Source organism: Deltaproteobacteria bacterium (assembly GCA_016709225.1).
In the GTDB taxonomy this organism is placed as follows: domain Bacteria; phylum Myxococcota_A; class Polyangia; order Nannocystales; family Nannocystaceae; genus Xiheibacterium; species Xiheibacterium phototrophicum.
In genome coordinates, this window is sequence record JADJEE010000012.1 from 2,656,512 (window position 1) to 2,679,571 (window position 23,060).

At 70.1% G+C, this 23,060-nt stretch carries 17 protein-coding genes; 7 read left to right on the top strand and 10 right to left on the bottom strand.

Annotated elements, in window-relative coordinates:
• Positions 1 to 3 precede the first annotated feature (3 nt).
• The gene (locus IPH07_35950) at positions 4 to 1,695 is read right to left on the bottom strand and encodes an IgGFc-binding protein (GenBank protein MBK6922837.1); all 1,692 of its coding nucleotides are present in this window, start codon (positions 1,693 to 1,695) and stop codon (positions 4 to 6) included.
• Between the two features lie 354 nt (positions 1,696 to 2,049).
• Here IPH07_35950 and IPH07_35955 point away from each other — a divergent pair, with 354 nt between their 5' ends.
• Positions 2,050 to 2,754, top strand: coding sequence for a PspA/IM30 family protein (locus IPH07_35955; protein MBK6922838.1), 705 nt, complete (start codon positions 2,050 to 2,052; stop codon positions 2,752 to 2,754).
• Between the two features lie 203 nt (positions 2,755 to 2,957).
• Here the strand turns inward: IPH07_35955 and IPH07_35960 are convergent, their stop codons facing one another.
• Positions 2,958 to 3,677 carry a peptidoglycan-binding protein gene (locus tag IPH07_35960; protein MBK6922839.1) on the bottom strand — a complete coding sequence of 240 codons (720 nt, stop codon included), beginning with the start codon at positions 3,675 to 3,677 and terminating at the stop codon, positions 2,958 to 2,960.
• Here IPH07_35960 and IPH07_35965 point away from each other — a divergent pair.
• Positions 3,676 to 4,329 carry a sigma-70 family RNA polymerase sigma factor gene (locus tag IPH07_35965; GenBank protein MBK6922840.1) on the top strand — a complete coding sequence of 218 codons (654 nt, stop codon included), beginning with the start codon at positions 3,676 to 3,678 and terminating at the stop codon, positions 4,327 to 4,329. The two genes, IPH07_35960 and IPH07_35965, sit on opposite strands and share 2 nt — an antisense overlap.
• Positions 4,330 to 4,411: 82 nt before the next feature.
• A complete protein-coding gene (locus IPH07_35970; protein ID MBK6922841.1) occupies positions 4,412 to 6,058 on the top strand; it encodes a serine/threonine protein kinase in 1,647 nt (548 codons plus the stop codon).
• An 18-nt stretch (positions 6,059 to 6,076) separates the two neighbouring features.
• On the opposite strand, the gene IPH07_35975 is transcribed toward IPH07_35970, so the two are convergent.
• The 6 genes from IPH07_35975 to IPH07_36000 all read right to left on the bottom strand — a co-directional run bounded on the left by IPH07_35975 (position 6,077) and on the right by IPH07_36000 (position 12,944).
• The gene (locus tag IPH07_35975) at positions 6,077 to 6,832 is read right to left on the bottom strand and encodes an IS5 family transposase (GenBank protein MBK6922842.1); all 756 of its coding nucleotides are present in this window, start codon (positions 6,830 to 6,832) and stop codon (positions 6,077 to 6,079) included.
• Between the two features lie 347 nt (positions 6,833 to 7,179).
• Positions 7,180 to 8,856 carry a VCBS repeat-containing protein gene (locus IPH07_35980; protein MBK6922843.1) on the bottom strand — a complete coding sequence of 559 codons (1,677 nt, stop codon included), beginning with the start codon at positions 8,854 to 8,856 and terminating at the stop codon, positions 7,180 to 7,182.
• Between the two features lie 99 nt (positions 8,857 to 8,955).
• Positions 8,956 to 10,155 (bottom strand): trypsin-like serine protease, encoded by a 1,200-nt coding sequence (locus IPH07_35985; protein MBK6922844.1) that lies wholly within the window; start codon positions 10,153 to 10,155, stop codon positions 8,956 to 8,958.
• Positions 10,156 to 10,219: 64 nt separating this feature from the next.
• Complete coding sequence (locus IPH07_35990; protein ID MBK6922845.1) at positions 10,220 to 10,762, bottom strand: sigma-70 family RNA polymerase sigma factor; 543 nt, start codon at positions 10,760 to 10,762, stop codon at positions 10,220 to 10,222.
• Between the two features lie 34 nt (positions 10,763 to 10,796).
• Positions 10,797 to 12,314, bottom strand: a complete 1,518-nt coding sequence (locus tag IPH07_35995) for a hypothetical protein (GenBank protein ID MBK6922846.1) — start codon at positions 12,312 to 12,314, stop codon at positions 10,797 to 10,799.
• 150 nt (positions 12,315 to 12,464) lie between these two features.
• Positions 12,465 to 12,944: a hypothetical protein gene (locus IPH07_36000; protein MBK6922847.1), complete on the bottom strand. Its 480-nt coding sequence runs from the start codon at positions 12,942 to 12,944 to the stop codon at positions 12,465 to 12,467.
• A gap of 181 nt (positions 12,945 to 13,125) precedes the next feature.
• Here IPH07_36000 and IPH07_36005 point away from each other — a divergent pair, with 181 nt between their 5' ends.
• Positions 13,126 to 13,797, top strand: a complete 672-nt coding sequence (locus tag IPH07_36005) for a hypothetical protein (protein ID MBK6922848.1) — start codon at positions 13,126 to 13,128, stop codon at positions 13,795 to 13,797.
• A gap of 70 nt (positions 13,798 to 13,867) precedes the next feature.
• Here the strand turns inward: IPH07_36005 and IPH07_36010 are convergent, their stop codons facing one another.
• Positions 13,868 to 14,776, bottom strand: a complete 909-nt coding sequence (locus IPH07_36010) for a cyclase family protein (protein MBK6922849.1) — start codon at positions 14,774 to 14,776, stop codon at positions 13,868 to 13,870.
• 120 nt (positions 14,777 to 14,896) lie between these two features.
• On the opposite strand from IPH07_36010, the gene IPH07_36015 reads away from it, so the two are divergent.
• The 3 genes from IPH07_36015 (at position 14,897) to IPH07_36025 (ending at position 19,656) form a co-directional block, all read left to right on the top strand.
• Positions 14,897 to 16,138 carry a metallophosphoesterase gene (locus IPH07_36015; GenBank protein ID MBK6922850.1) on the top strand — a complete coding sequence of 414 codons (1,242 nt, stop codon included), beginning with the start codon at positions 14,897 to 14,899 and terminating at the stop codon, positions 16,136 to 16,138.
• 150 nt (positions 16,139 to 16,288) lie between these two features.
• A complete protein-coding gene (locus IPH07_36020; protein ID MBK6922851.1) occupies positions 16,289 to 18,379 on the top strand; it encodes a DUF1588 domain-containing protein in 2,091 nt (696 codons plus the stop codon).
• Positions 18,376 to 19,656, top strand: a complete 1,281-nt coding sequence (locus tag IPH07_36025; protein ID MBK6922852.1) for a DUF1552 domain-containing protein — start codon at positions 18,376 to 18,378, stop codon at positions 19,654 to 19,656. The genes IPH07_36020 and IPH07_36025 overlap by 4 nt, the downstream gene beginning before the upstream one ends.
• Positions 19,657 to 19,886: 230 nt before the next feature.
• On the opposite strand, the gene IPH07_36030 is transcribed toward IPH07_36025, so the two are convergent.
• Entirely contained in the window at positions 19,887 to 23,060 is a 3,174-nt protein-coding gene (locus IPH07_36030; GenBank protein MBK6922853.1) for a protein kinase, read from the bottom strand.

Genomic DNA, 23,060 nt, shown 5'->3' on the forward strand with positions numbered 1-23,060 from the left:
GCGTCAGCCGGCGGGGTTCGGATTGATCTTGCCGGTGCCGGTGCCGCCCAGGTACGCGTAGCTGTCCCAGTCGTCGTAGCCGACGATGATCACGCCGAACGGCGTGTCGTGACCGTCGAGCACGTGCACACCGTCGGGGATCGGGATGCGGCCGACCTCGTAGCCGCTGGTGCCGATCGGTGCGAACGCTGCGTCTGCCACCGGCACGCCGTCGATGTCGAGCGTCGCACCTGCGGCCCGCGTGATCACGGCGATGTCGTTGATCCACGTGCCGGGGACCAGCACCACGTAGCGCGGCAGGAACTGTTGCACTGGGCTCAGCTGCACCGCGGCCGGGTCACCGGTCGCCGAGTACGGCGGCGGCAGGTTCTCCGAGCCGATCATGTAGCCGAGCACGTTGATGGGTTTGTCGGCGGTGACGTGGAAGTCACCCTCGTCGCCGGGCGGCCCACTCACGTAGAACTCGCGCACCTCGCCGGCGTTGATGACGAAGGAGTTGGCGGGGATGCCGGTGAGCGCCGGCGAGGCCTCGATCTGCACCGTGGTGCCGGCCTCGGAGGCGTAGATCTGCCACAGCGTGGCTTCGGGCGCGGCGGCGTTGCGCACCGGCATGCGCGAGGCCACGAACTCGGTGCCCCACTGCCGCAGGCCCGCGAGCTGCTCCTCGAGGTGATCGCAGCAGCACACCGAGGCGGGGATGAGCGCGCACTCTTGGCCGGCGAAGACCGCGATGGGATGTTCGTCGTTGCTCTGGATGCGCGTGCCGGTCATCGAGGTGCCGAGGCTGGCGACCGCGACGTTGAGCACGTCGCCGTCCTGCATCGCCACCATGAACGGCGCGCCAGGGGCCCCCGCGGGTACGCTGCCGCCGGCGGCGGTCGCCACCGAGGGCGTGACCGTCACCGTGGTGCCGTCGCCGGTCGCGATGATGGTCGCGTAGCTGTGCTGGAAGCCACCGGAGTTGTCGACCATCGAGGTCCACGCCGTCACCTGGTTGAGCGTGTCGAGCGACGGCACCGGGAACAGCATCGACGCATCGGAGATGTACGAGACCGAGCCGTCGACCGGGTTGAACTGGTACGCGATGATCGGCGTGTCCGAGACCACGCGATACGAGCCGCTCGCGAACAGCTGGGTGTCGTCGGCGTGGCGATCGGGCAGCGGGAAGGTGTGCAGCCCCAGCGCAGGCACGACCTCGGGCCCGGCGACGGTGGTCCAGGCACCGTTTTGTCGCAGCTCGATGCTGACGGTTGCGGGCGCGTCGAGCTGCACGTTGCCGACCGCAACGGCGAACTGGCTGCCCTCGACGCCGTCGTGCGAGTCCATGTCGACGGCGTAGAAGAGGCAGCCGACGGTGCTCACGCCGGCTTGGGCTTCGTCGCACGTCGCGGGGATGATGGGTGGTGCCGGGCCACCGGCATCGTTGCTCGGCACCCCGCCGATGTCGAAGCGCACGTCGTCGTCGTCACCGCCGCTGCCGTCGGAGCCGACGCTGCCGCCCTGCGACGCGCTCGCATCGGCGCCGCTGGGCCCGTTGCCGGTACCGCCGAGCGTCGAGCCGATCGAGACCCCGCCATCGGCACCGCTGCAGCGTCCGCGGGCGCACGATTCGTCGCCGCAGCTCGCCGCACCCCAGGTCGCGGCGCACAGCCAGGCGGCGCCGATGATTTCGTTGGCTCGTCGCGAGATCGTCAAGCGCAGTCCCCCTCGTCGCTCTTGGTGAGCGATCCGTCTGGCCGTCCGCGCGGGCCGAATGCGTGCGCGAGCTGACCCCCCATCGAAAATGTTACCTGGGATGTTCCCCCAGGCGGATCGAAGTTCCGCCGCGGGTCCGCGGGCGCTCGCGGCGAGGGCGACGAAGGTGCGACGGGCCCCGCGGTCGATCGTGCGCAGGTCGTTGCGCGGTCCGGCCTGGCGCCGTCGTCGCCCGCCGCCCCTACGGGTTTCGCCGGCAATAGCCCCGCTGACGCTGCGGTTCGCCCCCGACCCGAGGGGACGGGCTGCGCGATGTTCGTGCGGTGCGTCGAACCCCTGGGTCGCGAGGGAGCGATGGGAACGCACAGCCGCTGGATGACCGTGATGCGATCGAACATCAACGCCCGCATCGATCGCATGGAGGACCCGACCAAGATGCTCGATCAGCTGGTGCTCGACATGCGCGGGCAACTGGTCGAGGCCAAGAAGGCGGTCTGCATCGCGATCGCCGACGAGCGCAAGCTCGCGCGGATGGCCGAGCAGCACACCAGCGAGGTGCGGGTGTGGGAGAACCGGGCGATGCTGGCGCTGCGCGCAGGGGCCGAGGAGCTGGCCCGGGCGGCGCTGGTGCGCAAGCGCGAGCAGGAGGAGCTCGCGAACACCTACGCTGCACAGTGGCAGGAGCAGAAGCGATCGGTCGACGCGCTGCGTACCGCGCTCGCGGGGCTCGAGGCGCGCATCGCCGAAGCCGCGCGGCAGCGCACCGTGCTGCAGGCCCGCGTCGCGCGGGCGCAGGCGCAGCGCACCATCGCCGCCACGTTGTCGAACATCGAGGGGGTCTCGGCGTGGAGCACCGTCGAGCGTCTCGAGGCCAAGGTCGAGCAGATCGAGGCCGATGCCGAGGCGATGTGTGAGCTCGAGTGGAGCGGCGATGCTTCGCTCGAGGCGCAGTTCCGTGCGCTCGCGGCCGGCAACGTCGACGACGAGCTGGCCGCGCTCAAGCGCAAGATGGCGCTGGCCGAGCCTGCCGCACCCAAGGCGCTGCCCGGGCGTCGCTAGCAGCCCCAGCGGGGCCGAGCACGTCGATCGTCACCGCTGCTAGGACCTCGACACAGGGATAGTGATGGGTCAGAACGCCGTCATGGCCGCGACTCCGCAAGGCGCCGTGCCGCCGGAATACCGGGCGTATTTCAAGGTGCGGCAACGCAGCGAGGCGCGGTCAGGGCGGTGTTATGGCCCTTCACTATCCCTGTGTCGAGGTACTAGGACAGCCGCAGCAGCTCGTTCCAGCTGCGGCCGTCGACGTCGATGCGGCCGTCGGGCGCGGCGAGGTAGCGCTTCTGGAATTCGAGGATCGCGGCGATGGTCTTCTTGCCGCACTCGCCGTCGATCGGACCGGGATCGAAGCCGGCGTCGGCGAGCAGGTTCTGTACGATCTCGACGTCGGCGGGCCGGTTCTTGCCGCGGCGTCCGACCGACGCGGTCAGCACGTAGCGCGGCGTGTCGGGGACCAGCCACAGCATCACCTTCTTCGCGCGGTTGAAGTAGCCGTGGTGTCGGCACTTGGTGCCGTTCCACAGATCGAAGTGGCCGGTCGCGTCGGTCCAGCCGTCGACCTCGAAGCCGATCACGCCCTGCTGCCCGAGGAACTCGGGCGGGACCTCGCCGCCGGTGCCGTCGGGGTACTCGTGCTCGAGATCCGGTGCGCCGTACTTGCGGTAGAGGTAGCGCGAGAACTCGCGCACGCGCAGCGCGTATTGCTTGCCGTCACCGCCGCGAATCGTGAGGATCTCGTCGGTCGAGCTCTTCGGGATGTCGTTGCCCGAGTAGTTGAAGCACCGCGAGACCCGCAGCACGCACGTGTTGGTGATCGTCTCCGACTCGGCCGCACCACCGATGGTGTGCTTGGCCGCCTCGGCGCCCTCGCCGGGGTTCGGGTAGGCGTCCCACATCTTGTCGAAGGCGATCAGCTTGGCGGGCATGGCGACCGCATCGTACCCTGGCGCCGACGCTGTGACGGGAGCGACCGACGGCGAGCTGCTCGAGGCCTGGGGTCGCGGTGACCGATCGGCCGGCGAAGCCTTGTTCGCGCGGCACTTCGAGTCGGTCGTGCGGTTCTTCCAGAACAAGCTCGACCGCGATCACGACGACCTCATCCAGCAGACCTTCCTCGGCTGCCTCGAGAGCCGCGCGCAGTTCCGGGGGGAGGGCAGCTTCCGTGCGTTCCTGTTCGGGGTCGCCCACAACGTGCTGGGCAAGCACCTGCGGCAGCGCTACCGCGATCCCGAAGCCCTCGACTTCGCCCACGTGTCGTTCGCGGAGCTCGGGGCCAGCCCGAGTCTGGTGATCACCGCCGACCAACAGCAGCAGCTGATGCTGACCGCGCTGCGCCGCATCCCCATCGATCACCAGGTCGCGCTCGAGCTGCACTACTGGGAGGACATGACGGCCGCCGAGATCGCCGCCACGCTGGGGCAGCCACTCGGGACCTGCAAGACCCGGTTGCGTCGCGCCAAGCAGCTGCTGGCCGCGGAGCTCTCCGACCTGCTCGCCGGGGCCCAGGGCGCCGAAGCGACCGCGTCGCGGCTCGACACCTGGGCCGCGGGGATTCGCCGCCAGATCGACCGCGTGTAGGCCCGCCGAAGCGTCTCCAGACGAAAATCGAACCCCACCGCAATCCCCCAGGGGAGCTCGCGGTACGTCCGCGCCGTCGTTCATGTCGTCACCGCCGCAAGCCCTGCCGCCCGCCCGTCCGCCTTCGATCGCCCCGCTCGAGCTCGAGCGCCTGCGCGGCTCGGTGCGGGCGGGCCTCTTTGCCGAGCCCGCCAAGCCGCCGCGGTTGGGCCGCTACTCGCTGCTGCGTTGCATCGGTCACGGCGGCATGGGCGTGGTGTATGCGGCCCACGACGAGGAGCTCGATCGCGAGGTCGCGATCAAGCTGTTGCGCACCGAGATCGCGCGCGGCGACGACCAACGCCTCGCGCAGGAGGCCCGCGCGCTGGCGAGGCTCTCGCACCCCAACGTGGTGGCGATCTACGACGTCGGCGTGCACGACCAGCAGCGCTTCATCGCGATGGAGCTCGTCGCGGGCCTCGATCTGCGACGGTGGTTGGCCGCGCCCCGTCCGCTGCGCGAGGTCTTGCGGGTGTTCGCGGCCGCCGGCCACGGGCTCGCGGCGGCGCACGCCGTCGGACTCGTGCACCGCGACTTCAAGCCCGACAACGTGTTGGTTGGTGACGATGGTCGCCCGCGCGTGCTCGACTTCGGGCTCGCCCGCCCGCCCGAGCGCGCCGACACGGCGACACCCGGCAAGCCGCCGGTGCTGCCGACCGGCATCGATCCGTTCGCGACCACGTTCACGTCGACCGGCATGCTGCTCGGGACGCCGGCCTACATGGCGCCGGAGCAGTATCTCGGCGATCCCGCCGATGCGCGCAGCGACCAGTTCTCCTTCGCGGTGTCGCTGTTTCATGCCGTCTACGGCGAGCGGCCGTTCGCCGGCGAGAACCCCCACGAGCTCGCGCTGTCGATCGTCCGTGGTCGCGTGCAGCCGATCACGCCGCGCTACCCGGTGCCGCCGTGGCTGGAGCAGCTGCTCGCGCGCTCGCTGCGAGTCGACCCCGCGCAGCGCTTCGGCACCATGGCCGAGGTCGTCGAGCTCATCGAGCGTGGCATCGAGCACACGCCGGGGCTCGACGCCCTCCCGACCCGACCGGTGGCGGCACCCGGGCATGCCGCCTCGGTGATCCTGCACGACAGCGACGTCGGCTCCGACGCGCTCGCGCAGCTTCACGCCCTGGTCTCGCGCGTGCCCGCGGCGCGCGAGCCGGCCGCGGTCTCGCCCGCCGGCGCGGCTGCGCTCGCGCTACCACCGGAGGTCCCACGCGACGGCGTGATCACCTCGCTCTCGGTCCGGCGCCACATCAGCGGTGAGATCACGGCGGGCGCGCGCGAACGCATCGCCCGCGAGCTCGCGCGCCTCGAGGGGCGTCGCGGCAAGCTCGCGCTGCTCGGTCGCGGCTTCACGTGGTCCAACCGCGCGCTCGAGGTCCACGTCGACGTCGATGCGACCGGCACACGGGTGCTGGTGTGGCGCAAGCTTGCGCGCTCGATTCGCAAGCGTCGCGTGTTGTGGACCGTGCTCGGGGTCATCGCCGGTGGCATGGGCATCGCGGTCGCGGACGGCATCGGCCTGCTGAACGGCGGGCTCGAGCCTCTCATCGTGTTCGGCCTGCTCGGGACCGGCGGTGCGGTGGGCATGACCCACGCCCAACAGCGTCACACGGCGGCGCTACCGGCCGAGCGCGCCGAGCTGGAGTTCATCGCCGACCGCATCGCGGTGCTCGCGGCCAGTCGCGACTAGGCTGTGTCCGGTTTCCCATCAAGCCCCGAAGATGCGTAGATAGCGGTGGATGAAGGCAAGCCGGACCATCCCGCCGAAGTTGATGGCGGTCTTCTCGAAGCGGGTCACCACGCGTCGCGACTCCTTGAGCCAGCCGATGAGGCACTCGACGATGCTGCGGCGCCTGTAGAGGCGCTTGTTGAAGGCGACCGGGCGCAGCGCTCGAGTCTCGTTGTGCTTCGTGGGGATCACCGGTGTGATCCCCAGGGCGAGGAGATACCTATCGATCCACTCCGCGCGGTAGCCCTTGTCGCCTGCGAGTGCCAACGGCCACTCCATGACGACACCTCGATCATCATGCAGTGCTTCGTCAGCACCTTGAAGGACCGGCGCGAGCATCGGTCCGTCGTGGGCTTGTCCGGCGCTGAGCTCGAAGTGGAGTGGGTGGCCCTCAACGTCACACAGGATGTGGATCTTCGTGCCCCAGCCCCCGCGGGAGCGCCCCAGAGCGTGATCCGCTGGCTCCTGCGGATCGGATCTTTTTCCCCCCGCCGCTGCTGCAGCGCGCAGCTCGAATCGATGTCCCGTCGATGCACCACAACTCGGAGGGGTCCGCGTCGTGCGGGACGGCGATGCTCCGCAATCGCCGAAGTACGCGGTCGAACGTCTCGTCCTTCGTCCACTTGTCGAAGAAGTCCCAGGCGGTCGACCATGGGCCGAAGCACTCCGGTAGGTCTCGCCACGGAGCCCCAGTTCGCAACACCCAGAAGATCGCGTCGAGCATGAGACGACGATCCCGCGGCCGCCGACCGGTCTTGAAGTTGTTCGTCGGGAACAGGTCCCCGATCAGCTCCCACTGCGCGTCGGTAAGGCGGTGGCGAGGCATGCCCGTCGTGGTCATGCCCCCCTTGGATCACGGATCCCCGATCCGCCCAAGAATTTGACGGTTTCGGGGAAACCGGACACAGCCTAGTACCTCGACACAGCGATAGTGATGGGTCAGAACGCCGTCATGGCCGCGACTCCGCAAGGCGCCGTGCCGCCGGAATACCGGGCGTATTTCAAGGTGCGGCAACGCAGCGAGGCGCGGTCAGGGCGGTGTTATGGCCCGTCACTATCGCTGTGTCGAGGTACTAGTGCCCTCAGCCGCGCGGCTCGGGCATGCAGACCCCGCCGCCGGCACCGATCTGTGCCTGTGTGCGGAAGGTGTTGAGCGTGTCCCAGTTCTTCGGCTGCACCGTTGGGATCGTGCCGTCCTCGCGCACGTTGGTCACGTGGTACGCGTGCTGGTTCCAGATGCGGCGCGCGGGGATCCAGCGGTCTTCGATGTCGCGGATCACCTGCACGGGCGGCGCCGCGCCACCGTTCGACGCGACCACGATCTCCGCCGAGCCGTCGTTGTCGACGTCGACGACGATCGGGTTCTCCCACTGCGTCCAGCTCGAGCGCGGCGTGGTCAGCAACGGCGTGCCGCTGTCGTCGAAGATGAAGAGGGTGGTCTCGTCGGCGTACATCGCTTCGGCCGCGGCATCGCCGAGGAAGTCGAACGCAGTGCCAGCGGCGTAGCCCGAGCCATCGGAGACCGCGGCGGTCCAATTGGCCACGAGGTTGGTCTCGAGCACGCTGTAGGTGTTCGACGATCCGACGGCGATCTCGGGCGCACCGTCGCCGTCCATGTCATGCACCGCAGCCGGCCGCCACTGTGCGAGGTTGCTGGCGGCGTTGCTCACACTCGCGACACCGTTGGCGTCGACGATGGTGATCCCCGAGCTGCTCACGAACATCACCTCGGGGCTGCCGTCTTGATCGAGATCGGCGACGTGGGGGTGGCCCTGCGTGTCGAAGCCCGACCACATCACCGCGCCATCGTCCTGGTAGGCGGCGCCGCCCATGATGACCTCGAGATCGCCGTCGTCGTCGAGGTCGGCGGCGGTGTTGAGGTAGCTGGCCCCGCCGGTCCACAGGCGGTGACCGGTGTGATCGTAGACCCCGCCAGCAAAGATGATCTCGACGTCGCCGTCGGCGTCGAGGTCGGCCAGCGAGATGGCGAACGACGACGTCTGCGTGCCATCCGGGCTCTGCCACAGCAGCGATCCATCGGCGTGGAACGCGAGCAGGAAGCCGCCGCCGCCGAAGTCACCCGGGGTGGCGGCGACGATCTCGGCGATGCCGTCGCCGTCGAGGTCACCGAGCGCGGGGTAGAGGATCGGCTGCACCGGCGTCTCGATGCGCAGGTGCTCGGTGCCGGTGGCACCGTCGAGCAGGTAGAGGTGCCCACCACCGCCGAAGGTGTTGGTCGAGGCGATCACGACCACGTCGGGGATGTCGCAGAGATCGATCTCGCCGTCGCCGTTGTCATCGGTGAGGTTGGCGACGACCGGCGTGCCGAGCACGTCGAGCTCGCCGTTGTTGCCGGGCCAGGCCCACTGCACGTCGGGCTCGAAGCTGTCGGGCGGTGCGACGTCGACGCAGGGCTGTGCGGCGTCGATGTCGTCGCCGACCTTGCACGATGGCACGACCGTGCCGGTGTCACTGCCGCCACTGTCGTCGACGGCGCCGACGTCGAAGATCGGCCCATGGGTGGTGCCGGTGGCGTCGTGGCCATCGCTCGTCGACGCGGTCGCGGCGGCGGTGGTGGTACCGGTCGAGCTCGAGTCGGGCGAGCTGCTCGAGATCGAGGTCTCGCCGGCGGTGATCGACGTGCCACCGCCGGTGCCCGCCGCAGTATCGCTGCATCCCAGCCCCGCGATTGCCCACGCCGCGCCGATGCTTCGTGCGCTGCAGGCGAGGCGCGTCGGGCCGAGCGATCGAGCATCCATGCCACGAAATCTATCACGCGACGCGGTCGGCGGTCGCACCTCGAGCTCGACGATGTGCCGCCACCGCGGCCCGCGGTTGCACAGCGCCGACGACCCGCGTCACTCCACGTCGGCGCAGGCGACGTGCAGCGGTCCGCCGATGTCGGCGGCGGCGGTGCAGTCGATCCCACCCCCACCGGCGCTCGTGCTGCCCGACCCGATGCCGTCGGTGTCGCCGTCGGTGTCGCCGCCGCCCGATGTACCTCCGCCTTCGCTCCCGTCGGTCTCCACCACGCCCGTCAGGTCGCCGTCGTTGTCGCCAGTCGATCCACCCGCACCGGAAGTGAAGCTGTCGCCCGAGGTGAAGCTGTCGCCCGAGGTGAAGCTGTCGCCCGAGGTGAAGCTGTCGCCCGAGGTGAAGCTGTCGCCCGAAGTGAAGCTGTCGCCCGAGGTGAAGCTGTCGCCCGAGGTAGAGCCGTCGCCCGAAGTAGAGCCGTCGTCGCCGGTGGAGCCGTCGTCGCCCCCGCTGCTGGTGCCGCCGCCGCCGGGATTGCAGACCGACGCGATCTTCGCGTCGAGCCAGGCGCTGCCCTTCTTCGAGAGGATGTTGGTGGCGGCGCCCAGCACCGCGGCGTCGGGTGACGCGCCATGGACGATGCCGACCAGCTTCTTGTCGAACATCACCGGCCCGCCACTGTCACCCTCGGCGATCTGGTTGCCGCCGCTGGCGATCAACACGTAGTGGTCGTAGTCCTTGTCGTCGTCGTCGGGGATGATGCCGATGACCCCGTTCTCGCCCTTGCGATGGGCGCTCTTGCCGTTCTCGGTGGTGCCGTTGCCATACACGAGGACGTCCTGCGCCGGCTTCGGGGCCTTGGTGCCGCGCGTCAGCGTGTCGCCCGGAAGCGCGGTCTCCAGCCGGATCACCGCGAGATCGCGTGACTCGCTGGTGCCGAGCACCTCGACTGCGGCGATCTTCGACACCGTCTCGCCCTCGGCCGGCGTGGCCTTGCCGTCGGCGTCGTTGTTGGTCTTGTCCGGGTGCCAGATCTCGCCGGTCTTCTTGAACTGCGCCTGTCCGAAGTGCTCGACACAGTGACCGGCCGTGATCACGCACTTGTCGGAGATGAGGGCGCCGGTGCACAGACCGAAGGAGGTGCCGCCGTCGACCGGCTTGCTCATCCGGATCTGCACCGCGCCGTTGCGGGTGGTGACCTCGGTGCCCTTGTGAAGCCGGAACGACTCGGACTCGCCGAGGTCGGCGCAAGCGGTGGCGAGCAGGAGGAGCGCGGGGAGCAGGGTGCTGCGATGCTGACGCATGCATGTCCCATTGCCGCGGGCATGCGGGTCGATCATCGAAGGCGGTGCAGAATCGCGAACTTCGTCAGCGGGCGACGGGGTCGGCGCCCAGGATCTGCGCCAGCGCAGCCTTCGCGGCCCGCAGCCGTCCGCGGACGGTGCCCTCGGGCACGCCGAGTGCCCGTGCCAGCTCGGAGCCCGACAGCTCGCCCCAGTAGAACAACTGCAGCAAGAGCTGCTGCTCGAGTGGGAGCTGTCGCAGTGCGGCGACCAGGCGCCGGGTCTGCTCGTCGTGGGCGAACACCTGCGACGGCGACGGCTCGAGGTTGTCGAGCGTCACCGCGTCGAAATCCAGCGGCTCACCGCGGCGCGCGTGCGTGCGCCAGTACACCAGCACCAGGTTGCGTGCGATCCCCAGCGCATACGCGCGAAAGCTCGAGGTCAGCACCAGCTGCTCGTGATTGCGCACGCACGCGATCCACAGCTCCTGCAGCAGGTCGTCGGCGGCGTTCGGCGCACTCGCGCCGAGGAACCGCAGCAACACCGCCTGGTGACGCTCGATGAGGGTTCGCGCGGCGGCCTCGTCACCACCCTGCCAACGCCGCAAGAGCTCGACGTCTTCGTGCATGCTGGGGGTGTCGCCGGCCGCCGAACGGGCCGCGCTATGGCGCGACCTTGGTGACGGTGAAGTGGGTCATCCCGCCGCTCGATGGCGTGGAGGCGATCCAGATCGCGTCGCTGGCGTCGATGGCGATGCGGGGGTTGTAGCCGACGTTGTCGAGCTGCGTGGTCCACAGCGCGACGTTGCCGTCGGGGGTCAGCTTGCGGATGATGTTGTTGGCGCTCGCGGCGTCGTGGAACTGCAGCACCACCGCGCCGGTCGAGTCGATCGCCGCCTGCACATTGCTGTCGGCACCGGTGGCGTACTGCCAGGCTTGGTTGAAGCCCGAGTCGAGCCGGTAGACGGTGTAGGCCGGGTAGTTCATGACGCCGAGGATGCTGCCGTTGCTCGGATCGACGGCCATCTGTTCGAAGCGCTCGACGCCCGCGAAGGTGTAGCTCCCGGCGGTGTTGCCGACCGCGGTGTAGCGCGCGACGTAGGCCGAGTAGGTGTTGTTGGGGATGTACCGACGCGTGCCGATGATGACGACCGAGTCGCTGGCACCGCGGGCAGCGCCGTAGAACGAGTAGTCGTAGCTGGCGTTGTCGGGCGGGTTGACCGACCAGGTCGGCGCATCGCCGAGCGTCGGACTGCCGCTGGGGAACAACGACACGATGTCGTACTCGACGGCGGCATAGCTGCCGTCGTCGGCCGCGTCCATGCCGTACTGTCCGGTGTTGCGGGTCTCGCAGATCTCGGTCAGGTCACCCATCGCGCTGACGCGGTAGTTGCAGCCGTACGTCGCGAGGATCCAATCGTCGTCGACGAGGATCGACTCGCGGATCGGCGTGTTCGGCAGCAGCAGGTCGTCGAATGCCTGCACCAACGTCGCGTCCGGGGCCAGCTCGACCAGGCCGACGGTGTCGTCGTCGCAGTAGCCGGTGGCGCCCACCAGCACGTTGCCGTTGTCGCGGAACAGCGGCTTGGTCACGAACGAACCGTCGCAGAACGATCCCACGCCGTAGTCGTAGAAGCCCTGCACCGAGCCCGAGACCGTGCAGTCGATGTTGCAGCCGGCACCGTTTTGGTTGTTGGTGCCGTTGTCGCAGCCCTCGTTCGCCATCTGCACGATCGCGTCGCCACAGTGGGGACCGAGGTCGCTGCAGTCGGTGGCGCAGCCGCCGTAGCCGTCGTCGTTGGTGCCGTCGTCGCAGAGCTCGCTGCCGTTGACCTCGCCGTCGCCGCAGTGCGGCGCGAGCGAGCCACAGCCGGGCATGCACCCGCCGTAGGCACCGTCGTTCACACCGTCGTCGCAGACCTCGACACCGTCGATGCTGCCGTCGCCACACTCGGCGGCATCGGTCGTGCTGCCGGTGTCGGGCCCTGCGGTGGTGGTCGGCGCGGTGGTGTTGGAATCCTGCGTCGTGGAGGTCAGGCTCGTCGCGGTGCCCGTCTGCGTCGAGCCCTCGCTCGAGCTGCCGTCGAGGCTCGTGATCTCCGTCGGGTCGACGTTCTCGGGATCGAATGGACACGCCGTCAGCAGCGCCACGCTCACGAAGGCAGGGACCGTTCTAGCCATGCCTCGATGCTCGCAGATCGACGATGTCGTACACAAGAGCGCCCGCCCCCTCGGGCAGCGTTCCCTCAGGCAACACCGACGAAGGCGGGCTCGCGTGGCGCCGTTTTCGAGCGCGGGCGCCGGCTTAATTTCCGGCGCGCCCCGTGCGACTCACTCGACGGTGTGGCAGCCGCCGCAGCCGAAGCCCTGACCGGTGGCGGGGTCGAACGGCGGCTCGGCCATCGCCTTGGCCATCGCGGGCGCGACCTTGCCCATGAACTCCATCAGCTCGGGCTTCTCCTTGACCAGCTGCTCGTAGCCGCCGTCGGAGAGCTTGATCTTCGGCAGGCCGTCCTTGGGATGGTGGGCGTGGTTGACGTGGCAGGTCGCGCAGTCGAACTTGGCGTAGCGCGTCGCATCGTACTCGCGGAACAACGCACCGAGCTCGGGCATGACCACGTCGGTCATGCGCTTCATCTTTCCGTCCTTGTCGAGCTCGTGGAACGGCTTGTTCGGATCGTGGGGGGTGGCGGCGGCGGTGTCGTCCGCCTTGGGCGTCTCGCTCGGCGGGGTCGGGTTGCTCGCGGGGCGATTGCAGGCCGAGAGGCCTGCGGTGGCGAACAGCAGGATCGAGAGGGATCGAAGCAGCATGGCGCGGGAGTCTGGCGCGCACGCGATCGACACCGCAAGGTTTCGACCGGCGACGCGCCGTTGTCGCTCGCGCAACAGTCCCGCGTGCGAGGGCTCACTCGTCGTCGCTGCGTCGATGCGCGTGCACGTCCGCCTGCCAGCTCGAGAAGGGCGCCCGCACCCCACGCGGGCCAACGACGACATGCTCCGCAATTGCATCCTGTGTCTCGCGCTGTGCAGCACCATGGCCTGCGACGACGAACCGGCCGAAACCGCGAAGGTCGCCAGCGCTGCGACCACGCCCACGACGAAGCCGGCCGCCCCGACCGAGGCCGAGCCGACACCGGCGATCGCGGCCACGGCCGAGCCTGCCGCCGTCGCGGCAGCGGGCGCGGCCGAGCCCGACGCACCCGCGAAGGGCGCGGCGCCGGTGGTGCTCGCGACGTTCCCGGCGCTGCCGAGCGACGCCGTCCTGCTCCCGCTCGAGCTCGTCGGCGCCCGCATGCGTGCGCCCAAGGGTGCGAAGGCGGGTCGCAGCATCAACGGCTGGCAGGAGGTCACCGCACCCGGCTTCGCGATGGTCGTGCGCGAGTCCTACGACGACATCGCGGCGGCGAAGGCGTCGATCGCACCGACCAAGCTCGCGGTCGACGAGCCCGGCACCATCGTCTACGAAGCCAAGCGCGGCTTCGGCTTCGCGCAGATCGTCGACGCCAAGGGCCCGCCCGAGCAAGATGGTGAGGCCGATCGACGCTACGAGTGTCGCGCGGGCGAGGCCATGGACTGGGCCCGCGGCCAACCCGACGAGCTCTACCCGCGCGCGCAGGTCGACCTCATGGTGACCTACTGCCGGTCCCTGCAGCCGGCGGGGTAGCCATCGCGACGCACCGGCATCGATCGCTGCCGGTGGTTCCGCGACGCCCTGCGCTCGTGCATCAGCCGCGTCAGCGCGTGACTGGCTGCGGCATGATTGCAACCACGCGCAGCGGTGCGCCGGAGGCGTGGGCGACCTTCATGGGCAACGCCAGCACGACCGCGCCGCGGACCGGCAGCTGATCGAGGCGTGCGACGTTCTCGAAGGTCGGCAGCCCGGCGTCCGCGAACGCGCGGTGGGTCTTGAAGTCCTTCGAGGGCCCGTGATCGACGCTCGCGGTGTCGATGCCGACCGCACCGACCTGCCGCGAGATCAGCAGGTTCGCCGCAGACTCCGCGATGCCGGGGAAGTGCAGCTTGTCGGTGGCGCCCGGCCGCGTGTCGCCGAGGTAGCGCAGCCGATCGGGCCAGCGCGTGTCCCAGCCGGTACGCACCAGCACGATGGTGCCGGGATCGATGCGTCCGTTGTTGCGCTCGAAGGCCTCGACGTCGGCGCGCTCGAGCTGTGCGTCGCGATCGGCGGCGGCCTTGCCGGAGATGTCGATCACCACCGTCGGCCCCATCAAGCGCGACAGCGGCAGCGTGTCGACACCGTCCTTGCCCTGCGCGAAGTGACGCGGCGCGTCGAGGTGTGTGCCGGCGTGCTCCGGCGTCGAGATGCGGTTCGATTCGTAGTAGAAGCCCGCGTCGGTGCGGCCGTGCTCGATCTGCTGCAGCGTGAAGCCGCGCGACTCCGAGGGCCACACCACGGTGTCCTCGGCGAACGCGTGGGTGAGATCGACCAGCACTGCGCCGTCGGGGATGATCTCGGACACCTTCACGCCCGGGCGCACGAAGTCGGCGGCGACCAGCTGCCGGTGCCAGTAGGCCTGCGTGTAGCCGATGCGATCGGTGTGGACGATCGCGTCGTCGAGTCGCTCGTAGCGTCGATGCCCGCAGGCGCACGCGAGCATCACCAGCAGCGGCAGTGTTCGTCGCATCGTGGTCAGGATAGCGGAAATCGCGTGGGCGTGACGGCGCAGTGAGTGGCGCTACTGCTGCGGCGATGCCCGCAGGCGTTCCCGTGGGGACCGCGGCGCGGATGACAGGTTGTCACAGTGATGACGCTACGTAGTTTGTCCGCGGACACGATGGCATGCGACAAGAAGTTCGTGACGCTCCCGCAATGCTCCTCGAAGTGGCTCGGCATCTGTTCGTGGCTCGTGCTGGTCGGCGCGTGCGGCAGCGACGGCGACGCGATGGCCGAGGGGTCTTCGGGCGGTAGCACCAGCGCCGCGAGTGGCGACAGCAGCGCGACGACGGCCACCACCACGGCGTCGACCACTGCGTCGACCACGGCGAGCAGCACCACCGCCGCCGACAGCAGCGGTGGCGCGAGCTCGAGCGATGGCGGCGAATCGAGCTCGACCGGCGGCGTGCCCGAGGGCGCCACGCAGGAGAACCTGCGCGTGGCGTTCTTCGGCGACCACGGACTCGGCCCCGACTCGGTGGCCTCGCTGCAGCTGGTGCTCGCGGAGGATGCCGACTTCCTGGTCATCCTCGGCGACTACGACTACGACGACAACCCCACTGCGTGGCACGAGCAGCTCGACGAGGGCCTCGGCACCGACTTCCCGGTGTTCGCGGTCGCCGGCAACCACGATGAGGCCGAGTGGGATGGCTACCGTCAGGTGCTGATGGATCGACTCACGCCGATCGCCGGCGCCGACTGTGAGGGTGAGATCGGCATCCAGATGGGCTGCAAGTACCGCGGGCTCGACATGGTGCTGTCGGGCGTGGGCACCATGGATCCGCCCGGCGACGTCAGCCACGAGGACTTCATCACCAGCGAGCTCGCGAGCAGCGACGCGATCTGGAAGGTCTGCGGCTGGCACAAGAACCAGCACGACATGCAGACCGGCGACAAGGGCAACGAGGTCGGCTGGGGCGCATACCAGGCGTGCCAGGCCGCGGGGGCCATCATCGCGACCGGCCACGAGCATTCGTACGAGCGCACGTACACCCTCACGGATCTCGGCAACCACGACGGTGGTCACGGCGCGATCGGTGAACCCGAGGTCATGCAGGTCGGGCCGGGCAGCACCTATGTGTTCGTGTCGGGCCTGGGTGGCGTCGGCATCCGCGACTTCGATCCGGTTCATGCCGACGACACCTGGTGGGCGACCGTCTTCACCAGCGACTACTACGTCGACAACGGCGACGAGGTGCCCGAGTTCACGGTGGAGATCGGCGTCACGTTCATCGACTTCTACGTCGACGGCGACCCGTACAAGGCGCGCGGGTACTTCAAGACCCTCGCGGGCGACGTGATCGACGAGTACGAGATCCACGCCGCGCACTGATCGCGGCGCGGGGGCCGACCTCGCGGATTCGGCCGGCGCACGACGTGATCACGTGCGCTGGACCACGTCGATTTCACGTTCGCGGTCGACCACGGGCGAAACGACGCCGGGCGTGTCGCATTCGGCTCGCCGACGTCGCAGTAGCAAGCGATGCCCCGAAGCTCCCCTTGGGTCGACGCCCGTCGGCTGCTCCCCGCGATGCTGGCGCTGGCGACCGCATGCCACCGCGGCCACGGTGATCCTGCAGCGGCCGACGGCGACGGTGATGGCACCGCGTCCGGCTCGGAGGCCGGCTCCGGTGCCGACGACGGTGGTGACGACGACGATGCGCCGCCGGTCGCGAGCTCGGCGGCGGTACGACGATTGTCGATCGCGGAGCTCGGCAACAGCTACCGTGACGTGCTCGGCGTGGTGCCGACCACGCTCGACGATCTGCCACCCGACAGCCTCGGCGAGACCTTCGATCGCATCGTCAATGCGCAGACCGTGAGCGCGGCCCACCTCGAGGGCTTCGCCGCCGTCGCGCGCGAGGCCGCGACGATGTTGGTCGCCAGCAAGACCCTCGACGACCGCGTGCCCGAATGCGCCGACGCGATCTTGCCGCCGTTGGCTCCGCCGCAGCTGGCGGAGATCCCCGGCACCGGGCTCGCGGCCGGCCCGGACTGGGCGCTGCAACCCACCGACGTGCCCGACGCACTGTTCCTGCAGTACGCGACCGAGGCCACGCTGTCGTACGGGCACCTGTTCCCGGCGCCCGGCACCTACGTGGTCGGACTGAACATCGACGTCGTCGACGGCGCGGGCTCCGAGCTGCGCGTGATGTTCAACGGCGCGCCGGTGCAGACCTTCACGTCCTACGACGGTGCGCCCTACGAGGTCACCATCGTGGTCGATGCCGAGGGCACCGGCGTGGTCGACTACGAGCTCGACGGCACTGGCAACTTCAGCCTGCTCGTGCGCGGGATGACCGTCGATGGCCCCGCCGATCCCGCATCGAGCGAGAGCGCAGCGCGTCGCGCCTGCATCACCGCGGTGGTCGACCGCCTCGCACCGCTGGCGTTCCGCCGACCGCTCGCGCCCGAGCGACGCGAGCAGCTGGTCGCGCTCGTCGACGCCGCCGAGGGTGACTGGGGCGAGGCGCTGAAGATGGTGTTCGAGGCCATCTTCGCCAACCCCTCGTTCCTCTACCTGGTCGAGGTCGGCACCGAGGAGCCCGATCAGCCGGGTCTGTTCGCCCTCGATGCGTGGGAGCGAGCGTCGCGGCTCAGCTATGCGCTGTGTGAGTCGTCGCCCGACGCCGAGCTGCGGGCCGCCGCAGCCGCCGATGCGTTGTCGGACGCCGAGCTCGAGGCCCACGTGGTGCGGCTGCTGGATTCGCCGTGCGGCGAGGCCACGGTGCAGCGCTTCGTCGCGCAGCTGCTGTGGTTGAATCGACTCGGTGACCTCGATCGCGACCCCACGCTGTTCGCCGACTGGAACGACGACGTCGCCGCGGGCATGGCGAGCGAGACCCAGCGCTTCGTCCGCGAGCTGGTGTTCGCGCAGAAGGCCGACCTCCGCACGCTCTTCTCGGCGGACTACTCGTGGCCCGATCCCCGCAGCGCGTTCCTCTACGGTCTCGCGACGCCGAGCACCACCGAGCAGACCACGCTGCCACCCGAGCGCGCCGGCATTCTCACGCAGCCCTCGGTGTTGGCGGTGACATCGACCTTCGACACCACGACACCCGTGCGCCGCGGGGTCTTCGTGCTCGAGCAGGTCCTGTGTCAGGAGCTGCCGCCACCGCCACCGGGCCAGATGATCTCACCACCGCCGCCCGATCCCAGCGCGACCACACGCGAGCGCTGGGAGCAGCACTCTGCCGATCCGACCTGCGCCAGCTGTCACAAGCTGATCGATCCGATCGGCTTCACCTTCGAGGAGTTCGACGCGATCGGTCGCCATCGCACCTCGGAGAACGGCAAGCCCGTCGATCCCACCGGCGGTGCGCCGGCGATCGGCGTCGAAGACGGCACGGTCGCCGGCGCCGCCGAGCTCGCGCGGTTGGTCGCCGAGTCGCCCGAGGCCGTGGCCTGCTTCTCGAAGCAGTGGCTGCGCTTCTCCCTGGGTCGCCTCGAGACCGAGGCCGACGCCGACAGCCTCGCGACCGTCGAAGCCGCGCTCGCCGAAGGCAGCATCCACGACGCATTGGTGTCGATCACCGCGACCTCGGCGTTCACCCACAGGCAGCAGCAGCCATGACCCGCATGCGTTCGCACCTCCCCGTCAGTCCCGCGCGTCGTCGATTCCTGCGCTCGATCGCCGCCGTCGGTGCCTCGGCCGGACTCACCGGTCTGTTCGGCAAGCTCGCCCGCGGGGCCGGCGAGCCACCGCCGCTGCGCTTCTTCTTCATGTTCACGGGCAACGGTCACCTCACCGAGCACATCGTGCCCACCAACCCGAGCGTGACCGACTTCGACCTGCGCGGCGCGATGACACCGCTCGAGCTGCACCGCGCCGACCTGCTGTTGGTGCACGGCGTCGCGGGACCCGGCAGCCATCACCAGGGCACCAGCGAGGCGCTCACGGGGCGCCCGAGCGCCGGCATCGAAGCCGGTGCGACGGGCGGCCCGAGCCTCGATCAGCTGCTCGCCGAGCGCTTCCGTGCCGGCTCGGCGCTGCCGAGCCTGGAGCTCGGGGTCGCGCCGGAGAACTCGCTCGAGGATCAGATCACCTTCTCGGCGAGCGGGTTGCCGGTGCCGGCGATCGGCTCGCCGGCAGGCGCGTTCAATCGCCTCTTCGGCCTCGCCAACGAGGATCCACAGCAGGCCGAGGCCCGCCGCGCACGCAAGCGCAGCGTGCTCGATGTGATCGCCAACGACCTCACCGCGCTGCAGGGCCAGCTCGACACCGAGGCCCGCGTGCTGCTCGACGAGCACCTCACGCTGGTGCGTGCGCAGGAGCAGGATCTCGAGCAGCCCTACACGCCGGTCTCGTGTGACCTCGGCAGCGCACCGGCGGGCGACGGCCTGGTGGCGACCTTTGCCGGACAGCTCGCGAACGTGGTGCAGGCATTCCGCTGCGACATCACCCGCGTCGCGACCCTGCGCGTGGGTGGCTACGGCGGCATCGAGTCTGGGATGTACGACGAGATCGGTGTGAACAACGGCCACCACAACGCCGCGCACGTCGGCCCCGCCGACGATCTGCTCGGCATCAATCGCTTCCACGCGCAGCAATTCGCCGACCTCATCGGCCTGCTGGCGGCGATCCCCGAGGGCGACGGCCGCGTGCTCGACAACACCGTCTTGGTGTGGGGCATGGAGCTCGGCATCGGCGACTACACCCACGGCCGCGAGGACATGCCGTTCGTGATCGCGGGTGGGAAGAACGCGGGGCTTGGCCTCGGTCGCTACCTGAAGCTGTCGGGGCCGAGCTACCAGGACATGCTGTTCACGCTCGCCCGCGTGATGGGGCTCGACGATCTGACCTCGTTCGGCGACGGCGGCACCGGGCTGATCGAGTCGCTCTACGCGTGAGGCGAGCCGCGGCCGGCCCGCGACCCGCGACGCGCTCGCCCGCGCGGCATCGCGTCGCTGGGCGGTTCACCGCCGCGCAGCGGCACTAGTACCTCGACACAGCGATAGTGACGGGCCATGACACCGCCCTGACCGCGCCTCGCTGCGTTGCCGCACCTTGAAATACGCCCGGTATTCCGGCGGCACGGCGCCTTGCGGAGTCGCGGCCATGACGGCGTTCTGACCCATCACTATCGCTGTGTCGAGGTACTCGGCGCCCGCCACAGCCGCACGACGCGATCGTACCCACCCGACGCGATCGTGCGTCCGTCGGGCGAGAACGCGACGGTGGTCGCGACCGAGGCGTGCGCGCCCACGGTGATGAGGAAGGCGCCATCGTCGGCGTCGTGCAGGCGGATGCGGTAGTCGCGATTCGCAACCGCAATGCGGGTGCCGTCGCCCGAGACGGCGAGACCGGTGATCTCGCGGCCGAAGGTCGGTGAGCTCCAGCGCACCACGGCGCCATCGAGGGCGACGCGGGTCAGGGTGCCGTCGCCGTGGCCGAGCACGAGCTCGTGATCGTCGATGGCCGCCAGCGCGGTGACGTCGGCGAAGTCGCCCACGCGGGTCGCCGCGTGCTCGGGGTCCCGCAGTCGCGCGAGGCCCCGTGGACCGCCGACGACGATCGCGTCACCGATCACGCACGACGCGACCAGCGGACCGACCTCGGCGTCGCGGCGACCGAGCGCGGTGCCGTCGACCAGCCACCACGCGACGGTGCCGTCGCTGCCGACACTCACGAAGCGACGGCCCTCGGGATCGACGAACGCGAGCGCCTCGACGCTGGCGCCGTGGGCACTGCGGGCGATGGGGTGCAGGTCGACGCCGTCGCGCACGAGCACCACGCCGTCGCGGTCGGCCGTGACGACATGACGGCCGTCGGGCGCCACCGCGATCGCGTCGGTCGTGACGGCATGATCGTGCAACATGACGACGGTGGAGTCGGCATCGTCGGTCGCCGACCACGCACGCACGGCGGCCTTCTCGAAGCTGCCCCACTGCGCGCCGATGCTGGCGATCACGCGGGCACCGTCGCGGTCGAACGCGATCGCCTGGACCTTCTCACCGCTGCCACGCAGCTCGCGATCGATGGCGGGCTCCTCGAGGGACCACAGCCGAACCGTGCCGTCGAGCGAGGCCGAGGCGAGCCAGCGATCGTGTGGACCCACGACCAGGGCCTCGACGCCGAAATCGTGCCCCCGCAGATGATCGATCGCGACGCCGGCCTCGGGGCGCCAGCGGGTGATCGCGGCGTCGCGTCCCGCCGACAGGATCGTGGCGTCGGCGAGCGCGACGAGATCGACCAGCCCGTCGGGTTCGGACTCGAAGGTCCGCACCGCGGTGCGATCGTCGCGATCGAAGGCGCGGATGCGGTCGTCCCAGCCGCCGAGAAAGATCGAACGACCGTCCACGAGGATGGCCTCGACGCCCTCGTCGCCGTCGAAGCTACGAAGCTGCGCGCCGGTGCGCAGATCGACCTCGTCGACGCCCCACGAGGTCCAGGTGCCGAACACGCGGGTGTCGGCGAGGACGAGGTTGGCGAGCCCGCGGGCGAGCTCGACCCGCGCGATGCGGTGACCGTCTTGCACGTCGAGGCGCTCGAGCCCCCGGTCACGCCGTGTCACCACCAGCTCACGCCCATCCTCGCGCAGCGCGAGGCCGTCGACCGCGGGCCCGGCCGCGATGGGTGCGAGCACCTGGCCCGCGGCCACGGTCAGTCGATGGATGCGGCCGCCGTCGCTGCCGGCGTAGACGATGTCGTGCATCGGGTCGAGCGCGAGCGCGGTGATCTCGTCGTCGATCGCAGTGCGCCAGCGAGGCGCGAACGTCGGCACACGCCCGGAATCCGGCACCGCCTCGAGGCCGTGGACCACGCCGTCCTCGGTGGCTGCGACCAACCATCCACGATCGACCGCGCCGACCAGCCAGCGCACGGGTGCGCCCAGCGGCACCACGCCGACGCTGCGGTCGATCGCGGACCACAGGCGATGCCACTCCCATCCGCGCAACGCGACCGCGCACGCGCCGAGCTCGACCTTGGCCCGCGCGATGTCGCCGGCCGCGAGTGCCCGCTCGGCGCCCGCGATGTGATGGCGATAGTCCGCGCGTGTGGTGTCGACCGCCACCGACGCGGATGCGAGCGGCGGCCCAGGGTCGAGCGCCGTCGGCTGCGACGGCGGCTCGCGTGCGCGTTGTAGCCCCCAGCCCGCGCCGATCGCCAACGCGGTCGCGCCCACCCACGGCAGCGCGCGACGGTGTCGCCAGGCGGCGCTGCGCAATCGATGGCCCAGCACGGAGCTGCGTGCGAGCACCGGCTCGCCGGCGAGTGCCCGCCGCAGGTCGGCGGCGAGCGCCGCGGCATCGGGGTAGCGGCCGAGAGGATCCTTCGCGAGCGCCTTCTGGATCACGGCATCGAGCGCGCGCCAGCGCGTGCGTGTGCGCGTGGGCGGCTCGGGCACATGGGTGCGCACCAGCTCTGCGATGCGCGCGGCGTTGGTGCGCGTCACGGGATAGGGCAGGCGACCCGCGACCAGCTCGTAGGCGACGACGCCCAACGCGTGCACGTCGCTGGCGGCGGTCGGGCCCGGGCCTTCGGCGTCGAACTGCTCGGGGCTCATGTACTGCAGCGTGCCGAGCAGATCGCCGAGCTGCGTCGCGTAGCCGCCGGTGGCGTCGGGATCGTCGAGCCATCGCGCGATGCCGAAGTCGATCAGCTTTGGCGCACCGCTGCTGCCGACCAGGATGTTGCTGGGCTTGATGTCGCGGTGGACGATGCCGTGGGCGTGGGCCTGCGCGACCGCATCGCAGATCTGCGCGAGCAGCTGCACCCGCGCCCGCAGGTCGAGCGCCGCGTCGTCGGCCCAGCGCGTCACGCTCTTGGCGTCGGGGATGAACTCGAGCGCGAGGTACGGGATCGGCCCCAGATCGCCGTCGTAGGTCCCGGCCTCGTAGATCTCGGCGATGCCGGGGTGCTGCAGCCGCCCGAGGATCTCGGCCTCGCGTTCGAAGCGACGCCGGACGTTGGCGGTGGTCGGGCCGGCGCGCAGCAGCTTCAGCGCGACCTTGCGCCGTGGTCGATCCTGCTCGGCGACGTAGACCGTGCCCATGCCGCCGATGCCGATGCGACTGCCGACCGTGTAGCGACCGATGCGTCGTCCGGCCAAGCGGTGCTCGTCGTCGTCTTGGGCGCGCACGGCCGCGGGTGGATCGAGGAAGCCGTCGGCACGGGCGTCGGCGGCGAGCAGCGCCTCGACCTCGGCGGCGAGCGTGGGATCGTCGGCGGTCCGCGCGGCCAACAGCACCTCGCGCTCGGGCCCGTCGAGCTCGACGAGCTCGAGGAAGAGCGCGCGACCAGCGGGCGTCAA

Coding starts and splice junctions, on each gene's coding strand:
- IPH07_36015 (MBK6922850.1), top strand. CDS start 14,897: ATGACGCTACGTAGTTTGTCCGCGGACACGATGGCATGCGACAAGAAG.
- IPH07_36005 (MBK6922848.1), top strand. CDS start 13,126: ATGCTCCGCAATTGCATCCTGTGTCTCGCGCTGTGCAGCACCATGGCC.
- IPH07_35980 (MBK6922843.1), bottom strand. CDS start 8,856: ATGGATGCTCGATCGCTCGGCCCGACGCGCCTCGCCTGCAGCGCACGA.
- IPH07_35960 (MBK6922839.1), bottom strand. CDS start 3,677: ATGCCCGCCAAGCTGATCGCCTTCGACAAGATGTGGGACGCCTACCCG.
- IPH07_35990 (MBK6922845.1), bottom strand. CDS start 10,762: ATGCACGAAGACGTCGAGCTCTTGCGGCGTTGGCAGGGTGGTGACGAG.
- IPH07_35970 (MBK6922841.1), top strand. CDS start 4,412: ATGTCGTCACCGCCGCAAGCCCTGCCGCCCGCCCGTCCGCCTTCGATC.
- IPH07_36020 (MBK6922851.1), top strand. CDS start 16,289: ATGCCCCGAAGCTCCCCTTGGGTCGACGCCCGTCGGCTGCTCCCCGCG.
- IPH07_36010 (MBK6922849.1), bottom strand. CDS start 14,776: ATGCGACGAACACTGCCGCTGCTGGTGATGCTCGCGTGCGCCTGCGGG.
- IPH07_35985 (MBK6922844.1), bottom strand. CDS start 10,155: ATGCGTCAGCATCGCAGCACCCTGCTCCCCGCGCTCCTCCTGCTCGCC.
- IPH07_36000 (MBK6922847.1), bottom strand. CDS start 12,944: ATGCTGCTTCGATCCCTCTCGATCCTGCTGTTCGCCACCGCAGGCCTC.
- IPH07_36025 (MBK6922852.1), top strand. CDS start 18,376: ATGACCCGCATGCGTTCGCACCTCCCCGTCAGTCCCGCGCGTCGTCGA.
- IPH07_35995 (MBK6922846.1), bottom strand. CDS start 12,314: ATGGCTAGAACGGTCCCTGCCTTCGTGAGCGTGGCGCTGCTGACGGCG.
- IPH07_35965 (MBK6922840.1), top strand. CDS start 3,676: ATGGCGACCGCATCGTACCCTGGCGCCGACGCTGTGACGGGAGCGACC.
- IPH07_35955 (MBK6922838.1), top strand. CDS start 2,050: ATGGGAACGCACAGCCGCTGGATGACCGTGATGCGATCGAACATCAAC.